At 47.2% G+C, this 17,443-nt stretch carries 19 protein-coding genes; all 19 read right to left on the bottom strand.

All coding sequences use genetic code 11. From position 1 onward, the window contains the following. Nucleotides 1-14: 14 nt before the first annotated feature. Nucleotides 15-359 carry a chemotaxis protein CheW gene (locus NA59_RS05150; RefSeq protein ID WP_232504033.1) on the bottom strand — a complete coding sequence of 115 codons (345 nt, stop codon included), beginning with the start codon at nucleotides 357-359 and terminating at the stop codon, nucleotides 15-17. Next, nucleotides 308-502, bottom strand: a complete 195-nt coding sequence (locus NA59_RS15505; protein WP_232504038.1) for a hypothetical protein — start codon at nucleotides 500-502, stop codon at nucleotides 308-310. The genes NA59_RS05150 and NA59_RS15505 overlap by 52 nt, the downstream gene beginning before the upstream one ends. Further along, complete coding sequence (locus tag NA59_RS05145) at nucleotides 502-2,451, bottom strand: chemotaxis protein CheA (RefSeq protein ID WP_044409031.1); 1,950 nt, start codon at nucleotides 2,449-2,451, stop codon at nucleotides 502-504. The genes NA59_RS15505 and NA59_RS05145 overlap by 1 nt, the downstream gene beginning before the upstream one ends. 134 nt (nucleotides 2,452-2,585) lie before the next feature. After that, nucleotides 2,586-3,254, bottom strand: a complete 669-nt coding sequence (locus NA59_RS05140; protein WP_044409028.1) for a protein phosphatase CheZ — start codon at nucleotides 3,252-3,254, stop codon at nucleotides 2,586-2,588. A 50-nt stretch (nucleotides 3,255-3,304) separates the two neighbouring features. Then, entirely contained in the window at nucleotides 3,305-3,697 is a 393-nt protein-coding gene (locus NA59_RS05135; protein ID WP_083944969.1) for a chemotaxis response regulator CheY, read from the bottom strand. Between the two features lie 86 nt (nucleotides 3,698-3,783). Beyond that, entirely contained in the window at nucleotides 3,784-4,509 is a 726-nt protein-coding gene (locus NA59_RS05130; RefSeq protein ID WP_044409022.1) for an RNA polymerase sigma factor FliA, read from the bottom strand. Between the two features lie 3 nt (nucleotides 4,510-4,512). Beyond that, nucleotides 4,513-5,439 (bottom strand): MinD/ParA family protein, encoded by a 927-nt coding sequence (locus NA59_RS05125; protein ID WP_044409020.1) that lies wholly within the window; start codon nucleotides 5,437-5,439, stop codon nucleotides 4,513-4,515. After that, a complete protein-coding gene (gene flhF / locus NA59_RS05120; RefSeq protein WP_232504036.1) occupies nucleotides 5,429-6,571 on the bottom strand; it encodes a flagellar biosynthesis protein FlhF in 1,143 nt (380 codons plus the stop codon). Before flhF ends, NA59_RS05125 begins: the two co-directional genes overlap by 11 nt. A 24-nt stretch (nucleotides 6,572-6,595) precedes the next feature. Then, nucleotides 6,596-8,686 carry a flagellar biosynthesis protein FlhA gene (gene flhA, locus NA59_RS05115; RefSeq protein ID WP_044409014.1) on the bottom strand — a complete coding sequence of 697 codons (2,091 nt, stop codon included), beginning with the start codon at nucleotides 8,684-8,686 and terminating at the stop codon, nucleotides 6,596-6,598. 21 nt (nucleotides 8,687-8,707) lie between these two features. After that, nucleotides 8,708-9,832 (bottom strand): flagellar biosynthesis protein FlhB, encoded by a 1,125-nt coding sequence (gene flhB, locus NA59_RS05110; protein ID WP_044409010.1) that lies wholly within the window; start codon nucleotides 9,830-9,832, stop codon nucleotides 8,708-8,710. Nucleotides 9,833-9,843: 11 nt separating this feature from the next. Beyond that, the gene (gene fliR, locus NA59_RS05105; RefSeq protein WP_044409006.1) at nucleotides 9,844-10,620 is read right to left on the bottom strand and encodes a flagellar biosynthetic protein FliR; all 777 of its coding nucleotides are present in this window, start codon (nucleotides 10,618-10,620) and stop codon (nucleotides 9,844-9,846) included. Between the two features lie 2 nt (nucleotides 10,621-10,622). Continuing rightward, nucleotides 10,623-10,892 (bottom strand): flagellar biosynthesis protein FliQ, encoded by a 270-nt coding sequence (gene fliQ, locus NA59_RS05100; protein ID WP_044409003.1) that lies wholly within the window; start codon nucleotides 10,890-10,892, stop codon nucleotides 10,623-10,625. A gap of 1 nt (nucleotide 10,893) precedes the next feature. Further along, a complete protein-coding gene (gene fliP, locus NA59_RS05095; RefSeq protein ID WP_083944974.1) occupies nucleotides 10,894-11,583 on the bottom strand; it encodes a flagellar type III secretion system pore protein FliP in 690 nt (229 codons plus the stop codon). Nucleotides 11,584-11,632: 49 nt separating this feature from the next. Continuing rightward, nucleotides 11,633-12,100, bottom strand: a complete 468-nt coding sequence (gene fliO / locus NA59_RS05090) for a flagellar biosynthetic protein FliO (protein WP_052501473.1) — start codon at nucleotides 12,098-12,100, stop codon at nucleotides 11,633-11,635. A gap of 14 nt (nucleotides 12,101-12,114) precedes the next feature. Continuing rightward, entirely contained in the window at nucleotides 12,115-12,627 is a 513-nt protein-coding gene (gene fliN / locus NA59_RS05085; RefSeq protein WP_044409000.1) for a flagellar motor switch protein FliN, read from the bottom strand. Then, entirely contained in the window at nucleotides 12,620-13,639 is a 1,020-nt protein-coding gene (gene fliM / locus NA59_RS05080) for a flagellar motor switch protein FliM (RefSeq protein ID WP_044408998.1), read from the bottom strand. Before fliM ends, fliN begins: the two co-directional genes overlap by 8 nt. Nucleotides 13,640-13,651: 12 nt before the next feature. Further along, complete coding sequence (locus tag NA59_RS05075; RefSeq protein ID WP_044408995.1) at nucleotides 13,652-14,191, bottom strand: flagellar basal body-associated FliL family protein; 540 nt, start codon at nucleotides 14,189-14,191, stop codon at nucleotides 13,652-13,654. A gap of 211 nt (nucleotides 14,192-14,402) precedes the next feature. Further along, a complete protein-coding gene (locus NA59_RS15685) occupies nucleotides 14,403-15,464 on the bottom strand; it encodes a methyl-accepting chemotaxis protein (protein WP_044408993.1) in 1,062 nt (353 codons plus the stop codon). A 9-nt stretch (nucleotides 15,465-15,473) separates the two neighbouring features. Next, a complete protein-coding gene (locus NA59_RS05065; RefSeq protein ID WP_044408990.1) occupies nucleotides 15,474-17,288 on the bottom strand; it encodes a flagellar hook-length control protein FliK in 1,815 nt (604 codons plus the stop codon). Nucleotides 17,289-17,443: the final 155 nt, after the last annotated feature.

The raw sequence follows: 17,443 nt of genomic DNA, 5'->3' as shown, positions 1-17,443 counted from the left end.
TTAGCGATCTTGCGTTACAACGCGGAGGCAAACATCACATCCGCATCAACCAGCACAATGACATTATCTTGGTAATGCGCAACACCCTGAATATAAGCGGAGCGCCCCTCACGGTTTTCGGCCATCATATCCACGCAGGACTCAGGAATGTCTTTTACCTCATGTACCATGTCGACCATTAGACCTACCGAACGCTCATCATCAACTTCAATAATAACAATACGCGAATCGTCATCCACTTCTTTTGAACCCAAATTATAAATGCGTCTTGCATCCACAACCGTTACAATAACGCCGCGTACATTAATCACGCCAATGACCTGGGAGTTACACCCTGGTACTTGGCGAATTTGACCCACACGCAAGACTTCGCGTATTTTTTTACATTAATACCATAAACCTCTGTGCCTAGCTTAAAAAGCACACAGCGCACACTGGCGGCTGAATAACCATTTTCATCTAAGTCATTCATGCCACGTGAAGCAGATAGTGAACTCATCATTACTGAAACCTCTCAATCAAACCGGGCAAATCTAAAATAAGTGCAATACTCCCATTGCCCGTTATTGTTGCCCCCGCATATCCCTGAATTTTTTGCAACATGACACCCAAAGGTTTAATCACAACCTCCTCTTGACCATTGACCTGTTCAACAACAAGCCCAACACGTTGATTACCAATCGATACAATCACCACTTTATCCCCCTTGCGATTATCACGATACACGCCGGGGGTCAGCCAATCTGATAGAAAAAACAAGGGCACACTTTTTTTGCGTAATCGAACCATGGTTTGACCATCAATCGTATTGGTATTAGCCTCTTCAAAATCAAAAATTTCTTGCACACTGGTAAGAGGAATCGCATAACTATCCTTAGCAAAGGAGACCATAAGTGTTGGTAAAATGGCCAAGGTTAATGGCACGCGAATACGAATGCGTGTACCTTCGCCCACAGCAGAATCTATATCAATACTGCCATTAAGCTTGGTAATCATGTTTTTAACAACATCCATGCCTACGCCACGGCCTGACAAATCACTCACCTGCTCAGCCGTAGAAAAGCCTGCACCCATAATTAGCATGAACGCTTGTTTATCTTCAAGCTGATTGGCCGTCGCCTCATCCATCATGCCTTTTTCCACCGCCTTTCGACGCAAAACATCGGGATCCATGCCTTTACCATCATCCGTAATGGATAGCAAAATGTGATCACCCTCCTGCTCAGCCGCTAACACAATCCGTCCAACACGCGCCTTACCCTGATCGGCGCGGACATCCGGCATCTCAATACCATGATCAACGGAGTTGCGCACCAAATGGACTAGAGGGTCGGCTAAAGCTTCAACCAAGCCCTTGTCTAAATCCGTTTCTTCACCCACCAGCTCTAACTCAATATCCTTACCAAGCTTACGTGCCAGGTCTCTGACAACACGCGGGAAACGACCAAATACTTTTTTAACCGGTTGCATGCGTGTTTTCATAACCGAAGCTTGCAAATCCGTGGTAACGTGATCGAGATTGCCTACCGCATTGGCTATATCTTCTTGAGTGGCATCGGCAGAGCGCAAAGTAAGCAAACGGTTGCGCACCAACACAAGCTCACCCACCAGGTTCATAATCGCATCTAAATGACGTGTATCCACACGCACCGTTGCCTCACCAGCGGCTTTGGACGCCGCCGCAGGCGGTGTTGATTCGGGTTTGACAGACGGCGCGGGTTTAGCAGGAGCCGGTTTGGGCACCGCTACGACGTGCTCTTTTGGCGCAGGCGGCGGATCATCAGCAGGCATGGAAACCTCGCCCAGCAACATATCGCGCTGATTGAGCAAGGCTTCAAATTCATCATCACTGATCTCACCATCGGGATCCACCCCCTCAGGCAAGGTCAACACCGGCGTCTCTTCGTTTAGTGTATGCTCGCCCAACAACATGTCGCGCTGATTGAGCAAGGCTTCAAACTCATCATCACTAATTTCACCATCGGGATCCACCCCCTCAGGCAGTTGCAGTACAACCGGCGCCTCGTCCGAGGCGCCGGTTGTATCATCAGGCTCGTCTACCGGCACGGAGGTGCCTTTAACGATCGCATCCAGTTGCGCTAGCAACACAGGATCAATATCATCGAACTCGCGAATGCCATCATTAAGCTCCCCCACAATCCGACTCACCTGATCAAAAGCACGCAGAATAACGTCCGCCACATCGGCATCATAAGCAATATCTTGATTACGGATTTTATCAAACACATTCTCAGCACGATGACACACCTGCACTAATGGATTAACACCCAAAAAGCCGGCACCGCCCTTAACAGTATGGAATCCACGAAAAATAGTATTTAAAAGATTAGAATCATCTGGAGAATTTTCAAGATCGACCAGCTGTTCATTTAACTGATCAAGTAACTCGGTTGCTTCGACTAAAAAGTCCTGTAATATTTCCTCATCCACGCTGATATCCTCATGGCAAACACTAAATAATAATAGCGTTACTAAAGCAAGGCCTGTGCCAGCAACCGATTTTACCCCCGCAATAAAAGACGGAAGATTAAGTAAAAACTAGTATAAAATATTAAATAAACACATTAAAAGCCAAGGTCGGCAAGCAAATCATCTACATCATCTTGTGTTTGTGCTGTTTTATTTTTATCACGCGCCGTTGAAGCCGGCCCCACACCTTTCATATCCTCTGCCTGCTGATCGACCTGACGAGGGGGCAAGGCCTCTAAATTATGACCCGCACGCTGCACCAAGTCCAATAGGCTATGTTCAAATGCCCCCACCACGACCAACATCCGCTTTAACACTTGACCTGTTAAATCTTGAAAAGACTGGGCTTGCATAATTTCATTGAGCTGCTGACTAACAAGAGAGAGGGACTCATCCAATATCGCCGCATGCTTAGGTTTCAACTTATCTCTCAAACCCTCAAGACTATCTAAGGCTTGACCCATAGACTCAGCGGCCGTTAAGGTTGTATCAACAGCCTGTTCGGTTGAAGATAAAACATAATGAATACGTTCATTCAAGTCAGGCAAATCATGCTTAACTTGCTGCATCAGTTCCATATCATCGACTTCTTTTAACGACTCATGCAGGTTGCGCGTCATTTGCCCGAGTGACTGATAGAGCGATTGCTCATTACTCTGTGTAATTTGAGTCAGCAGCTGCGCAGCCTGCACTTCATTACCTGCTTGCAATGCCGCCAGCAGATCGGCCACATCCTGTTGTTTTATTTGACTGATTATCGACATGGACTCACCCATAGATTTGATTAATGTATTTTTACTAAATCGGCTAAGATTTAGCCACCACGCCTTTCAAAGATTTTTTGAATCTTGGCATTTAACGTCGCCGCTGTAAAGGGTTTCACGATATAACCATCCACACCCGCTTGAGCCGCCTCTAAAATCTGACTGCGCTTCGCTTCAGCGGTAATGAGTAAAAACGGAGTATCTTTTAACTTTTCATCAGCGCGCACATTTTTAAGTAACTGCAAGCCTGTCATTTGCGGCATATTCCAATCACTCACAATAAAATCATACTTGCCCGTCTGCACCATAGGCCAAGCGGTAGCACCATCATCCGCTTCATCAAAATAACTAAAACCCAACTCTTTAAGCAAGTTTTTGACTATACGACGCATAGTAGAAAAGTCATCTACCACCAAAATCTTCATATCTCTATTTATACTCATACCCTTATCCCTGAATAACATTTATCAACATAGCTTGCTATTTTAACACGTATTCTCACTTAGAAACGAAACCCTTAAGATGAAGATTACAACCAATCACTCATTCGCGCCCTAAGACGCTTAATCGCCTGGCTATGAATTTGACTGACCCGCGACTCAGACACCTCCAAGACCAAGCCTATCTCCTTAAGATTCAACTCTTCATCATAGTAAAGCGCCATAACCAGCGCCTCTTTCTCCGGCAACTCCGCAATCAATTGCGCTAAATTCTCTTTAAAACCGGCCTCGGTCAACATAGCCAAAGGCGAGGCACCATGCCCATCAATTTGCCCTTCAGAAAGAAAATCTGAATCAGGCTCATCAATCGACATAAGATGAGCACAGTTCGTATCCATCAGAATATGATGGTACTCCTCCAGGGTAAGCCCCATCGCCTCAGCTACCTCGCTATCGCGTGCCTCTCGCCCTAAACGGGATTCCACCTGGTGTATTGCTTCGCTGACCTCCCGGGACTTACGATGCACAGAACGTGGCGTCCAATCACCTTTACGAATTTCATCCAGCATCGCACCACGTATACGTATACCAGCGTAAGTCTCAAAACTAGCGCCTTGGTCAGCGCTATACTTTTGCAGTGCCTCAATCAAACCAATCACACCCGCTTGAATAAGATCTTCAACAAATACACTATCAGGCAATCGCCCCTTTAAATGGTAGGCAATTTTTTTAACCAAGGGCAAATGCTGCTCAACAGCTGAACCGGCACGATTACAATTTGATTGCACTTGGTTATATAAATGGGTGCCCCTCATTAATTATTCACTCCGCGGCTCTTTAGATCGATTAAACAACTTTTCCACAAAAAATTGTAAATAGCCATTCACGCCGGTAGGCAAAGGCCATGTTTGTAACTTTTTAGCCATCGCACCAAAGGCTTGCGCCGATGGGCTTGACGGATGCAACAAGGTGACAGGTTTTTGTTTTTGTACAGCATCGCGCAAGGCATTATCAAAAGGCACTGTGCCAAAAAAATCAATACGCACCTGTAAAAACTGCTCACACACACGCGCAAACTTTTCATACAGACGCTGACTGTGTGCCGGTGATCGACTCATGTTAGAGACCAAACGAAAACGCGTAATTTTATAATCACGACTCAATACCTTTATCAATGCATAGGCATCCGTAATGGAGGCCGGCTCATCACACACCACCACAATGACCTCCTGTGCCGCGCGACAATAACTCACCACACTATCGGCAATCCCTGCCGCCGTATCCACAATTAACACATCCAGATCATCTGATAACGCAGAGAAAGCATTAATAATGCCAGCATTCTCCAAAGCGCTTAATTGTGACATGCGTTTAACACCGGATGCCGCCGGTATAATGCGGATACCGGCAGGTCCCTCAACAATCACTTCGGCCAGTGTTTTTTCACCATCTAGCACATGTGATAAGTTATAACGCGTCTGTAAACCTAGCATAATATCCACATTCGCCAAACTCATATCGGCATCCATCAAGAGCACACGACCGCCAAGCTGGCTCAAGCAGATCGCTAAATTCACCGATAAATTCGTTTTGCCCACGCCCCCCTTTCCACTGGCCACCGTGACAACACGAACAGGTTTAGAGGCCGTATTTAGCGCTTCAGGCCGCGCTTGAGCTTGCGTAGTCGCAGACGGTTTTTTGGCACCTTGCATCGCACGTAGGCCAGCGGCTTGATCATTGACCATGTACCCACTCCTTTAACATCCCCATACGATAAAGCTGATCATCAATCGCAATCGGATTTTGCTGTCCAAGCATCACCGCGCGATCTATCAACTCTGCAGGCTGCATCTTCTGCAAGTCTTCAGGCACACGTTGCCCCACCGAAACATACACCATAGGCAAGTGCGACTCAATCAATACACTGATCACATTACCTAGCTGCAATGCTTCATCCAACTTGGTTAAAATACAGCCCTTTAATATCACTTTACCAAATGAGTTTACAATATCTCGCATCACATTCAGCTGTGTAGCGGCGGATAATACAAGATAATTTCGTACCTTATCCGCTCCAGCATGACCCGAGGTTAACTGTTGAGACAGCTGTAAGTCGCGCTGACTCATCCCCGCCGTATCAATTAATACCAAACGTTTTTTGCTCAATGCATCCAACAAGGCATAGAGTTCACCTTGCGTGTTCGCCACATAAACAGGTACACCGATTAAATCAGCAAAGGTACGCAACTGCTCTTGCGCACCAATTTTATAACAATCCGTTGTAATCAAGGCTAATTCATTCGCACCATAACGCATCACAAAGCGACTCGCGATTTTGGCAATCGTTGTGGTTTTACCAACACCTGTCGGCCCAACTAGTGCAATAATGCCGCCTGACTCTATAATATCGCGCTCGACCTTTGGGATAATACCTTCCATGTCTTGCAAAATAAATGACCAGGCCTGGTCAGCACCTTGCTCTACATTCTGTACTAGCTGTTGACACAGTTCCCAACTTAACCCCAGCCGCATTAATCTTTTTAATAAATCAACCTTATGAGGCTCTGCCAGTTCATTTTGCCCCCAGGCCAAACCCGAAAGCTGCTGCTCAAGTAATTTCTTTACCGCCTGAATCTCCGAAGACATACGCTCAAGATCAGCCTGGTGGTGATGCGCCGACGCAGCAGTTGGCGGTTCAACTGGCGGCACAAAGCGACGCGTCAATGCCGAGGCTGTCACACTATCTGCCTCTGCCGCCACCACCACTTCCACACCCTGTGCGACGGTTCTGGACGACATAATGATTGCATCTGCACCTTGTTCTTCACGCACTTTCGCCATCGCGAGCCGCATAGTAGGCGCAATATATCGTTTCATTTTCAAGCCGAAACTCCTATCGGACTAGTTATTTCCCACATTTGCCACTACACTAATTTGTCTATTTTCCGGTACTTCAGAGTAAGCCAATATATGCAGACTAGCTAAACTGTATTTAAACAATCGCGCTAACTGCGCGCGTATTTGTGGTGCCACCAACAACACCGCTGGTTGACCTTCCATTTCGAGTTTTTGGGCCTGTTCTTTTAAGGTACCATGTAAACGCTCGGCCAAACCTGGCTCAATCGCCAATTGTCCATCAGGCGCACCTTGCGTAGCCTGAATCAGCAACTGCTCCAAAGAAGGTTCGAGTGTAATCACCTTCAACTCACCATTAATACCCACAATATCTTGCACGATTGAACGACCCAAGGCCGCACGGACATGCATCACCAATTGAGCCGGGTCACGGGTTTGCGATGCCTTTTCTGATAAAGCCTCGACAATAGAGCGCATGTCACGAATAGAAACCTTTTCGTCCAATAAACTCTGCAGCACCTTTACCAGCGCCGCTAATGAGAGTTGATCAGGGATCAACTCATCCACCAATTTAGGTGATGTTTTCTTGAGTTTATCGAGCAATTGCTGGGTTTCATCAAACCCCAGTAAATCAGGCGCATAATCCTGTATCACCTGACTCACATGCGTTGCAATCACCGTGCTCGCATCAACCACCGTGTAACCTAATGCTTGGGCTTGGTCTCGATCCGTCGGATTAATCCACACTGCGTCTAAACCAAAGGTAGGGTCTTTCGTCGGTGTACCGGCAATATCGCCATATACACTCCCAGGGTTAATCGCCATTTCACGCTCGGGCGTGACTTCAGATTCACCCGAAGGCACCCCCATCAGCATGATTCTATACTGATTTGGCTTTAAGTCCAAATTATCGCGAATATGCACTGGCGGCACAAGAAAACCCAACTCCTGAGACACCTTGCGCCGCACGCCACGAATACGCTCTAGCAACTGGCCATTTTGACTGGTATCCACCATTGGAATCAAGCGATAACCGACCTCCAAACCCAATACATCGACCTGCTGAACATCGTCCCAACTCAACTCCGCCGGCTTGGTATCCTGCGGCGCATCTGGCTTAATTTGGGTCTTTTCTTTGACAGCCTGTTTTTGTTGATTTTTGAAGATAAAATAAGCACCCAACCCAGCTAAGATAGCAAAAGACAAGAAGGCTAAATTAGGCATACCCGGAATCACACCCATGACGCCTACAATCGCCGCCGTCACACCGAGTGCCTGCGGGCTAGAAAACATCTGGTTTTCTAGCTGCTGCCCCATATCCTCTTGATCACCCGATACGCGCGTCACGATAATCGCGGTGGCCGACGACAAAAGCAAGGCGGGAATTTGTGCCACCAAGCCATCCCCTATGGTTAATAGGGTATAAATTTCAACCGCCTCACCAAAACTCAAACCATGCTGACCCACACCAATCGCAAACCCACCGACAATATTAATCAGCAAAATAATAATACCGGCAATCGCATCCCCACGCACAAACTTACTGGCACCATCCATCGAACCATAAAAGTCAGCCTCCGCCGTAATTTCCTTACGTCGCTCTTGCGCCTGCTCTTGCGTAATCAGACCGGCGTTCAAATCCGCGTCTATCGCCATTTGCTTACCCGGCATCGAATCCAACGTGAAGCGCGCACTTACCTCCGCTACGCGGCCTGCGCCTTTGGTGACAACTACAAAGTTAATAATAACCAAGATAGCAAACACCACCAAACCAACCGCATAGTTGCCGCCAATAACAAATTCACCAAAGGCTTCAATCACTTTACCGGCCGCATCACCACCATTATGACCTTCAAGCAAAATAACCCGCGTTGAAGCAATATTAAGTGATAAACGAAATAAGGTCGCAATCAAAATCACCGTTGGAAATACAGCAAAATCCAACACGCGCCGCGCATAGACCGTGACCATAAGAATCACTAACGACAACACAATGTTAAACGTAAAAAAGATATCAAGCAAAATCGCAGGCAAGGGTATAGTTATCATACCGAGCAACGACAAAATCGCAATCGGTGCACCTAACCCGCGCTTAAACCACTGCTTTAAAATCTGGTATAACTGCTTAAAATCCATGAATAAATGCTATGCTTTTCATTAAGGCTCAGTTTTTAAGTTAGCTGGAATATCAAGCTTTGATACATCCAACGATTGTTTTTTATTATCACGCAACGCAAATACATAAGCCAACACCGCCGCCACGGCTTTAAACAACGCATGCGGAATAGGCTGCTCAGCCTCGGAATTATAGTACAAAGCACGCGCTAATTGCGGTGCTTCGACAATCGGGATATGATTATCACGGGCGGCCGTTCTAATTTGGGCCGCCATAAAGTCGATACCTAACGCCAGCACAATCGGCGCATCCATGGTATCGGGATCATATTTCAATGCCACTGAATAATGGGTTGGGTTCGTAATAACCACATCCGCATCCGGTACACGCTGCATCATGCGCCTCTGCGACATCTCCCGCTGAATTTGACGAATACGGGCCTTAACTTCCGGATTACCTTCTTGCTGTTTATACTCCTCTTTTACTTCCTGCTTGGTCATTTTCAGTTTTTCAGTATGTTGATAAACCTGAAAAGGGACATCAATGATAGCGATCACAATCAATGCCAGACTAACCAAAATAAAAGCCTCAATAATAATTTTCGCCGAATGCGCCAACGCAACATGCAATGACTGCGCGCCAATGGATACCACCTCTGCAAAGGTGTACCACAAAAATGCCACCGCCACCGCTAAAACCAAACCAAACTTACCCAGCGCCTTGAGCAGTTCCATCAGTGCCTGCATCGAGACCATACGCTTCAGCCCTTTAGCAGGATTCAACTTACTGAACTTCGGCGCCATCGCTTGGGTACTAAAGTTAAAACCGCCCAACAACGATGAGCCAACAATCGCTACAAACGCCATTAACAACAAAAATGGCAATATCATCATAATCGAGGCGACCACAATACCAAGGCTATTGTCCAGCATTTTCTTAGTATCATAGGCATGATCACGCTCTAAACTGAGCCCACCAATCATAATCATTTCAAACGAGGCAATCATTTGCGGGCCAAAGAAATACAAAAACAACGCACCAGAAATGACCATTAAAAAAGTGGTCAACTCTTTCGAGCGCGCAATATCCCCCTTCTCTCTGGCCTCACGGAGCTTTTTCTCGGAGGGTTCTTCGGATTTTTCTTGGCCGTCTTCGCTCTCTGCCATCTAAGCATCCTCTATGGGTTTAATTGCAACATATGAATGCGATTAAACGCGCGCATCAACAACTCTTCTAAATGCGGCAATAACATTGGTGTAGTAAAAATCAGCATCACCAAGCCCGCCATTAGCGTAATAGGGAAGCCCACAGCAAAGATATTGAGCGCAGGCGCGGCGCGCGTGATCACACCAAATGAAATATTGATCAACAATAAAGCCGTAATCGCTGGCAACGCAATCAAGACTCCAGCGCTAAACATCGTACTTCCAAACTGGGCAACCAACTGCATGCTTTCAGCGGTCAAAAAATGACTGCCGACGGGCAATAGATAAAAGCTCTCCACCACCGCATAGATCACCATAATGTGACCATCCAGTGCCAGGAACAACAAGGTAGCCATAATCGTAAAGTATTGAGATACGACCGGTGCATTTACGCCCGTAGCCGGATCCACCATTGAGGCAAAAGCCAAGCCCATCGCCATCGCAATCATATGGCCGGCGAGCACAAAAGCTTGAAACACCACCAAAAAAATAACCCCCATCGCCAAACCAATTAAAACTTGCTGCATCATATACAACAAACCTTGCCAGGTAAATGGGTCAACGGGCGGTGGCAAGGGTAACAAAGGCGCGACGGCCAAGGTAATCACCAGGGTTAATATCAAGCGTGACCTGACAGGCACGCCCTTCATACCAAATAACGGAATAATCGATAACATGGTGCCAATGCGTACAAACGGCCAAAAATACAAGCCTATCAACTGTAAATATTCGTGATAGGTAAAAGACACAACTAGCCTATTAGATTGGGAATATTCATATACAACTCAATGGTATAAGAAAGAAAAGTAGTCAACATCCAAGGGCCCGCTATGATTAAAGCAGCGCCAACTATCACTAGCTTTGGAATAAAACTTAAAGTCATTTCGTTAATTTGCGTTGCCGCCTGAAACATACCGATTAACAAACCCACCGCTAACGCTGGAATGAGTAAAGGCGCCGCAAGCAATGCCACAACCTCTAGCATGCTTTGACCCAAGGTCAATACCTGTCCTGGTGTCATATTAGGTTCCTCCTACAACCACAAAACTATTAGCTAACGTGCCGATCACCAGCGCCCAACCATCAATCAAAACAAATAACATAATTTTAAACGGCAACGAAATAATCATCGGCGATAACATCATCATCCCCATGGCCATTAATAAACTGGCGATCACGAGATCAATAATCAAAAACGGAATAAAAATCATAAACCCAATTTGGAATGCCGTCTTTAGTTCACTAGTCATAAATGCGGGCACTAAAATCCGTAACGGCACTTCAGTTGGCTCCAATAGCTCCACGCCGGCCATTTCAGCAAACATCGCCAAATCGGTTTCACGCGTTTGCTCAATCATAAATTGATGCATCGGTACCATAGCGGTTTCGACGGCTTGGCGAAAATCCATTTGCTCCTCAAGATAAGGGTCAATAGCCGTTTGATAAATGCGATCCAGCACGGGTGACATAATAAACAAGGTCAAGAACAACGCCAAACCAATCAAAACTTGGGTTGAAGGTGTTTGCATAGTACCCAACGCTTGGCGCAATAACGCCAACACCACGATAATGCGCAAAAATGAAGTGGTCGCGATGAGCGCCGCTGGCAACAGGGTCAAGCCTGTCATCAACAGCAAAATCTGCAACGTTAGCGTGTAATCTTGATTACCATCCGCATCTGTTTCCACCGTAAACGCCGGAATACCAGGCATGGCATAAGCCGACAAGGGCGATAACCCGACGGCTAAAAATAAAAAAAACTTAACGATCTTCACGCGTCATTCTTTGTGTCATAGCGGCCTGCAGTCGTTTGGCGAAAGATTCTGCCATCGTTTGACCTGATGGGCCCGGCTGGGTATCGGTATCATCAAGGTTAATGGGGGTCTCTAGGCGATGTAACGTTGAAATACGACTGCTTGTTACACCAATCAATAGCTGCTCCCGCCCCACTTGCACCAGCATAATACGCTCACGCTGCCCGACAGATAACGCACCCAGTACACTTAACTGCCCCTCCGCCACACTAGCAAATCGTCCAAAACGACGCAATAGCCAAGCGCCGACAAATATAATTAACAATACCAACGTGAGTGAAACCAAAATTTGACCAAGATAGTCCGAAGGCTTAATTAACGCCCCGCCACTCAAGGGCGCGGGCGTATCCGCCAACGCCCATGCTGATCCAGCCATCAAAAACGCGGCAACAGCCGATCGCAACCATCCTATCACGCTAAACACCCCATTTATCTGAGTTTTTTAATACGTTCTTGCGGACTAATCACATCCGTTAAACGCACGCCAAATTTATCATTGACCACCACCACCTCACCGTGGGCAATCAATGTACCGTTGACTAACAAATCCAGCGGCTCTCCGGCTAATCGATCCATCTCGATCACCGAGCCTTGCGTATAAGAAAGCAAACTTCGAATAGGCACCTTCGTGCGCCCAATTTCCAGTTGCAAGGTCACAGGAATATCAAGCAACACATCCAAGTCAACCTTTTTGCCATCGCCTTGTGTATAGTTTAGCGACTCAAACGCGGCCGCTTTCGCATTAGGCGGTGGTGCTTTTTTAGTCGCTTGCGCCTGATCTTTTAAGGCCGCGCCCCAAGGGTCTTCTTCATCGCCACCCCCGCCTTCGGCTTCGGCTTGCTCACTCAATGCGGCCGCCCAAGGATCGTCTTCCCCACCTTCCGACTCGGCCTGCTCCTTGAGCGCATCCCCCCAGGCATCTAACTCATCTTGCTCACTCATTAAACCAATCCCTCGTGTTATCTATGATTCTATCTGTGTAGGCAGGATGATGAACTATTTCTTGTAGCTTAATGGCTTTTTTATTGTTACTCACGCCCACCTTTCCTCGCGCAATCGGAATATCCTCGACCTTCAGCGACACTTGCTTAGGCATCTCAATCGGAATAATATCGCCTTTTTCCATCTGCAATATATCCTGCATCATCATGGTTATCTCGGTTAAGCTCACGCTCATTGAGACCTCAATATTCTTCGCCTCTTCACGCAGTGTTTTTGACCAGTGCGTATCGCCATCACCCTGAAGATTCTGCATGCCTTCTTCAAGCTTCTCACGCACGGGCTCAAGCATCGCATAAGGCATCACAATATCTATGCGCCCCTCGACACCCTCAAAACGCACATTGATCGGGCTAATCACAATCATATCGGTTGCATCCACAATGGCTGCAAACTTCGGATTCATCTCCGAATGCATATAGTCCACCTCAATATCCATCACAGGTGCCCAAGCTTTGCGCAAGGTTTCATTCGCGATATCGAGAATACTTCTAATCATGCTCATTTCAACCGGTGTATAGTCTCGCCCCTCAATTTTAAAGGGTAATAAACCGGTGCCGCCGAAATAAATATCGACCGCCGTAAAAATCAACTTTGAATCCAGCGTAAACAAAGAAACCCCATTCAGGGGTTCAATACGATAAATATTTAGACTAGTAGGCACAAATAAGTTGCGCAGATAATCAATCATTTTAATGATTTTGACCTCACCGGCCGCCACCTCAACAGTAGACAAAATCATTTCATTGAAGTGACGTTGAAACCCGCGTGCAAAACGTTCGTTGATGATATCCAACGCGGGCAAACGCCCACGAATAATACGTTCTTGATTCGTAAAGTCAAAGGTTTTGGCGACACCCGAATCGGCTAAATCATCATTTTCAGCCTCAACATCCCCATCCCCCATTCCTCGCAGGAGCGCATCAACCTCATCCTGACTTAGGATATCATCCATTAATTAACCTAACTACTGTGTTACAAAACGGGTAATAAAAATATTAGCAATCAAGTCAGGGAAAATGCCATTCTCTTCGGCGACTTTTTTGGTGGCCTCAAGAATGCGCTGTCTAACGACTTCCTGCCCATCATCCGCACTAATTTCTGTATAAGTAACCTGTCTCAATAGCATTTGAATATCATTTTGTAAAATCGGACGCAAATGCTCCATATCCTCCATTACTTCAGGATAACGTGACATAATATTTAGGTCAACCGCAATAAAGCGCGCTCGCCCTTCACCACGAAAATTCACAACAAACTTCATTTCCATATAGGCGGGTGGCGTTCCGGCACGTGGCTGTGCATACTGCTTAAAAGTTGGCGAGTACTGCATCACCTCTTGCTCTGGATTTTTAGGTTTATCAGCCCCATCTCCCGAGGTCAACATCAATGTTGCCATTACGGCAACCCCCACCAGTAAAAGAATGATCACCACCAACAGGGCAATAATTAAACCTTTACCGCCGCCTTTTTTCTCATCTTGTTCCACTTTTTCTTCTTTTGCCATGCTTAACTTCCTATTCGTTATTTTAGATTTTGACCAAAAACATCTCAATAACTGAAACGCCACCTTTAACTTTAGGCTATTTTAATCGAAAGGCACAAAGATTTGAGGCTGTGTTTCATTATTTACCATTAAAAAACCCCATTTTATTCTGTGACGTACATCAACAGAACAAAACAGGGCAAGATGAAGAGAGAGATAAGAAGGGGTTTTACTACTTCACAACATCACTCAACGCACGCTGTGCCACTTCAAGTTGCGCCAACGAATTTGAAATTTTCTGCAAGGACTCACTCACACGCTGGGCTTGCGCTTGCGTCGTTTCAACACGCTCTTGACCGTTCTCCATCACTTGCACCGCACTGCGTGCACGCTGCTGAAGCCCTTCAATAATGGCCTGAATCTCGGTTGTTGCCTGCTGTGTTTTACCAGCCAAAATACGTACCTCATCAGCCACAACCGCAAAGCCACGTCCATGCTCACCCGCACGCGCCGCCTCAATGGCCGCATTTAATGCCAACAAATTGGTCTGTTCAGCAATATCACGAATTAACACCAACACCGTACCGATATTACTACTATCCGACTCCAACTGCTTAATCACACTGGTTGCACGCGTCACTTCATCCGTCAGGCCACCCACTTCGGTAATGACTTTTTGCACAGAGCCTGTTCCCTCTTGCGTGCCTTTACTCATATCCTTCACCGCCATCTCAACCTGTTCAGACAGTGTCACAATTTGACTCATATCCAGGGCTTGTGTTGCCGATTTTGAAGAGGAGAGTTGCTGCGCATTCATCATCTCCTCTTGTGCGGACTCGAGCGCTTGATTTAATTGCGTCACCTGCTTCTCTAAGTCTTGCGCACGCGCCTGATAACTTGCCAACTCCTGCTGAGCTTCACGCAAGGCTTGTTGCGCACCATCCAACTCTTTTTGACGATGGTCGAGCGCTTTCTGCGCCTCTCTTTGTGCCTCTTTGAGCAAACTATTAATCGCACGCACCAGCTTTGGATCTGTGTTTTGTGCCGCAACTAACTGATCAAAACGCTTGTCATCTGACATGGACTTAATTTCATCAACCAACTCCGACTGATCACACACTCCAGATTTATTACACCAAACCAAATACACCAACGAACTCGCGATCACCGCCGTCACACCTGCAGCGATAATGATATAACCGACCATCGACCCCGTTGACATGCCGGTATCGGCTTGCGCAACCCACGGCAGCGCGCCCAACACCATCATCAAAAACGATACATTTTTTTTCATCTCTCTCTCCTAAGCATAAAAATCAATTAAATTATTACTTTGTTCTTGTGTTATAAGCTGCGCATCCCCTTCAACCTCTTCAGAGGCATGCGCATCGGCTCCGCCTGATAAAGCCTGTTCTCGTGACTGATCAAATACCGCGTCTTCCTGGACATCAATATGATCAAACCCAATCCCCGCTTCAGAAAGCATTTCTTTTAAACGCGGAATGGCCGCCTCCAGTGCTTCCCGGGTGCTAAGGTGATGCGCACTCATTGATACACTGACCATCTGATCACGATCGATGTGCAATTTTAACTGGATTGGGCCTAACTTTTCTGGATTTAAACTAATTTGTGCTAACTGAATATTATGATTCGCCATAAACACCACACGCTTGCCCATCGCCTCATTCCATTTCTGATGATTCAATGGATAATGCACAGAAGCCAAACTCGGCACTGACGAACGGCCAGACTTTAATGTGCTATCAACAAGCAAGGCACTGTCAGTGGCCAAAGGGCTTTTTTCAGCCTCGCCCTCACCCAATGTCTTCACTTGTGTATGCATCACTTGCTGGCCCAAGATCGTTGCTTGTTGCTGCGCCTGTTGGGCCACCATGGCTAAATGGGACGTCATGCCTGAAGCGGTGCTTGTTTTTTGCACATCCGATTGGAGTGCTTGTGCGATAAAGCCATCGGCCATGGTTTGACTATTTTGTAAACCGGTTACCGCCGCCGATACCGCCGCCGATACCGCCGCACTCACTGTCGGTGTCGCTGCCACCTGCCCAAGGACAGTGCGCGGTGGCAGCATCGCCGCCGACACAGGGCTTAAGGCGACTGAACGCGAATCCGAAGCCGCTGAACTCAACACACCCTCGAACCCCTGCGCCACAACCAGGCCAGGTTGTGGAACAACAGGCGAGGTTAAGGCCGAGGATGCGTTTTCTTCAACCGGCAAGGGCGCCACTCCATCATCGAGCCCCTGCGCCGTAACCAGGCCAGATTGTGGAACGACAGGCGAGGTTAATGCCGAGGATGCGTTTTCTTCAACCGGCAAGGGCGCCACCCCATCATCGAGCCCCTGCGCCGTAACCAGGCCGGGTTGTGGAATAACAGGCGAGGTTAATGCCGAGGATGCGTTTTCTTCAACCGACAAGGGCGCCACCCCATCATCGAGCCCCTGCGCCGTAACCAGGCCGGGTTGTGGAATAACAGGCGAGGTTAATGCCGAGGATGCGTTTTCTTCAACCGACAAGGGCGCCACCCCATCATCGAGCCCCTGCGCCGTAACCAGGCCGGGTTGTGGAACAACAGGCGGAGTTAATCGCGGCGGTTCATTCGCTTCTACCGCAGGCATTAACGGTACATTTAGCGCATTGTCGTTCAAGTCACTTACTAAATCAGACGCCGACCACACCGCAAAGGAATCGTTTCCCGCCATCACCGACGGCGTATCAACCTTAGCCTCTAAGCCCTGCGCCGCCACCAGGCCTGGTTGTGGCGTAGGTGAAAAATGAAACGCCTCGGTAGCTAAACCCTGTGATGAAAACCAATCCGATAACGTTTCAGCTAGATTATCGCTAGCGACCGAATCGCGCATCAAAACCGATGGGGTTGCCCCCCCTAAATCGACATCGCCCCCCCCTTCTCGAACCCATGCTTGCTTGTCATCCAAGCTGGGACCAGAGGAGAGAGAAGCCGCATGACCCTGATTCGCGACATAATGCGCAAACACCAGCGCATAGGACTCCGCTGAAAGATCCGTCGTGCCTGTTAAATATTCGCCCATGAAGGCCACATCATGCTTAGGTCTATTGATTTGCTGGGTTAATACGTCCATTACACTTCACAAAATAAGAGGTTATCTTTATTATTCAAGCTAAAGCAATAGTTATGCCTAAAATAACCCAGACATTTCATAAAGTTCACGCGCCCTCGCTTGTCTATTGATTCCCCAGCACTTTTTTCTCAGTCGGCTGTATGAATAACTACAGC

The sequence above is a fragment of the Thiomicrospira microaerophila genome (assembly GCF_000934765.1).
Taxonomy (GTDB): domain Bacteria; phylum Pseudomonadota; class Gammaproteobacteria; order Thiomicrospirales; family Thiomicrospiraceae; genus Thiomicrospira; species Thiomicrospira microaerophila.
Note: the sequence above shows the minus strand (reverse complement) of the source record. Positions and strands in the feature narration are given on the sequence as shown.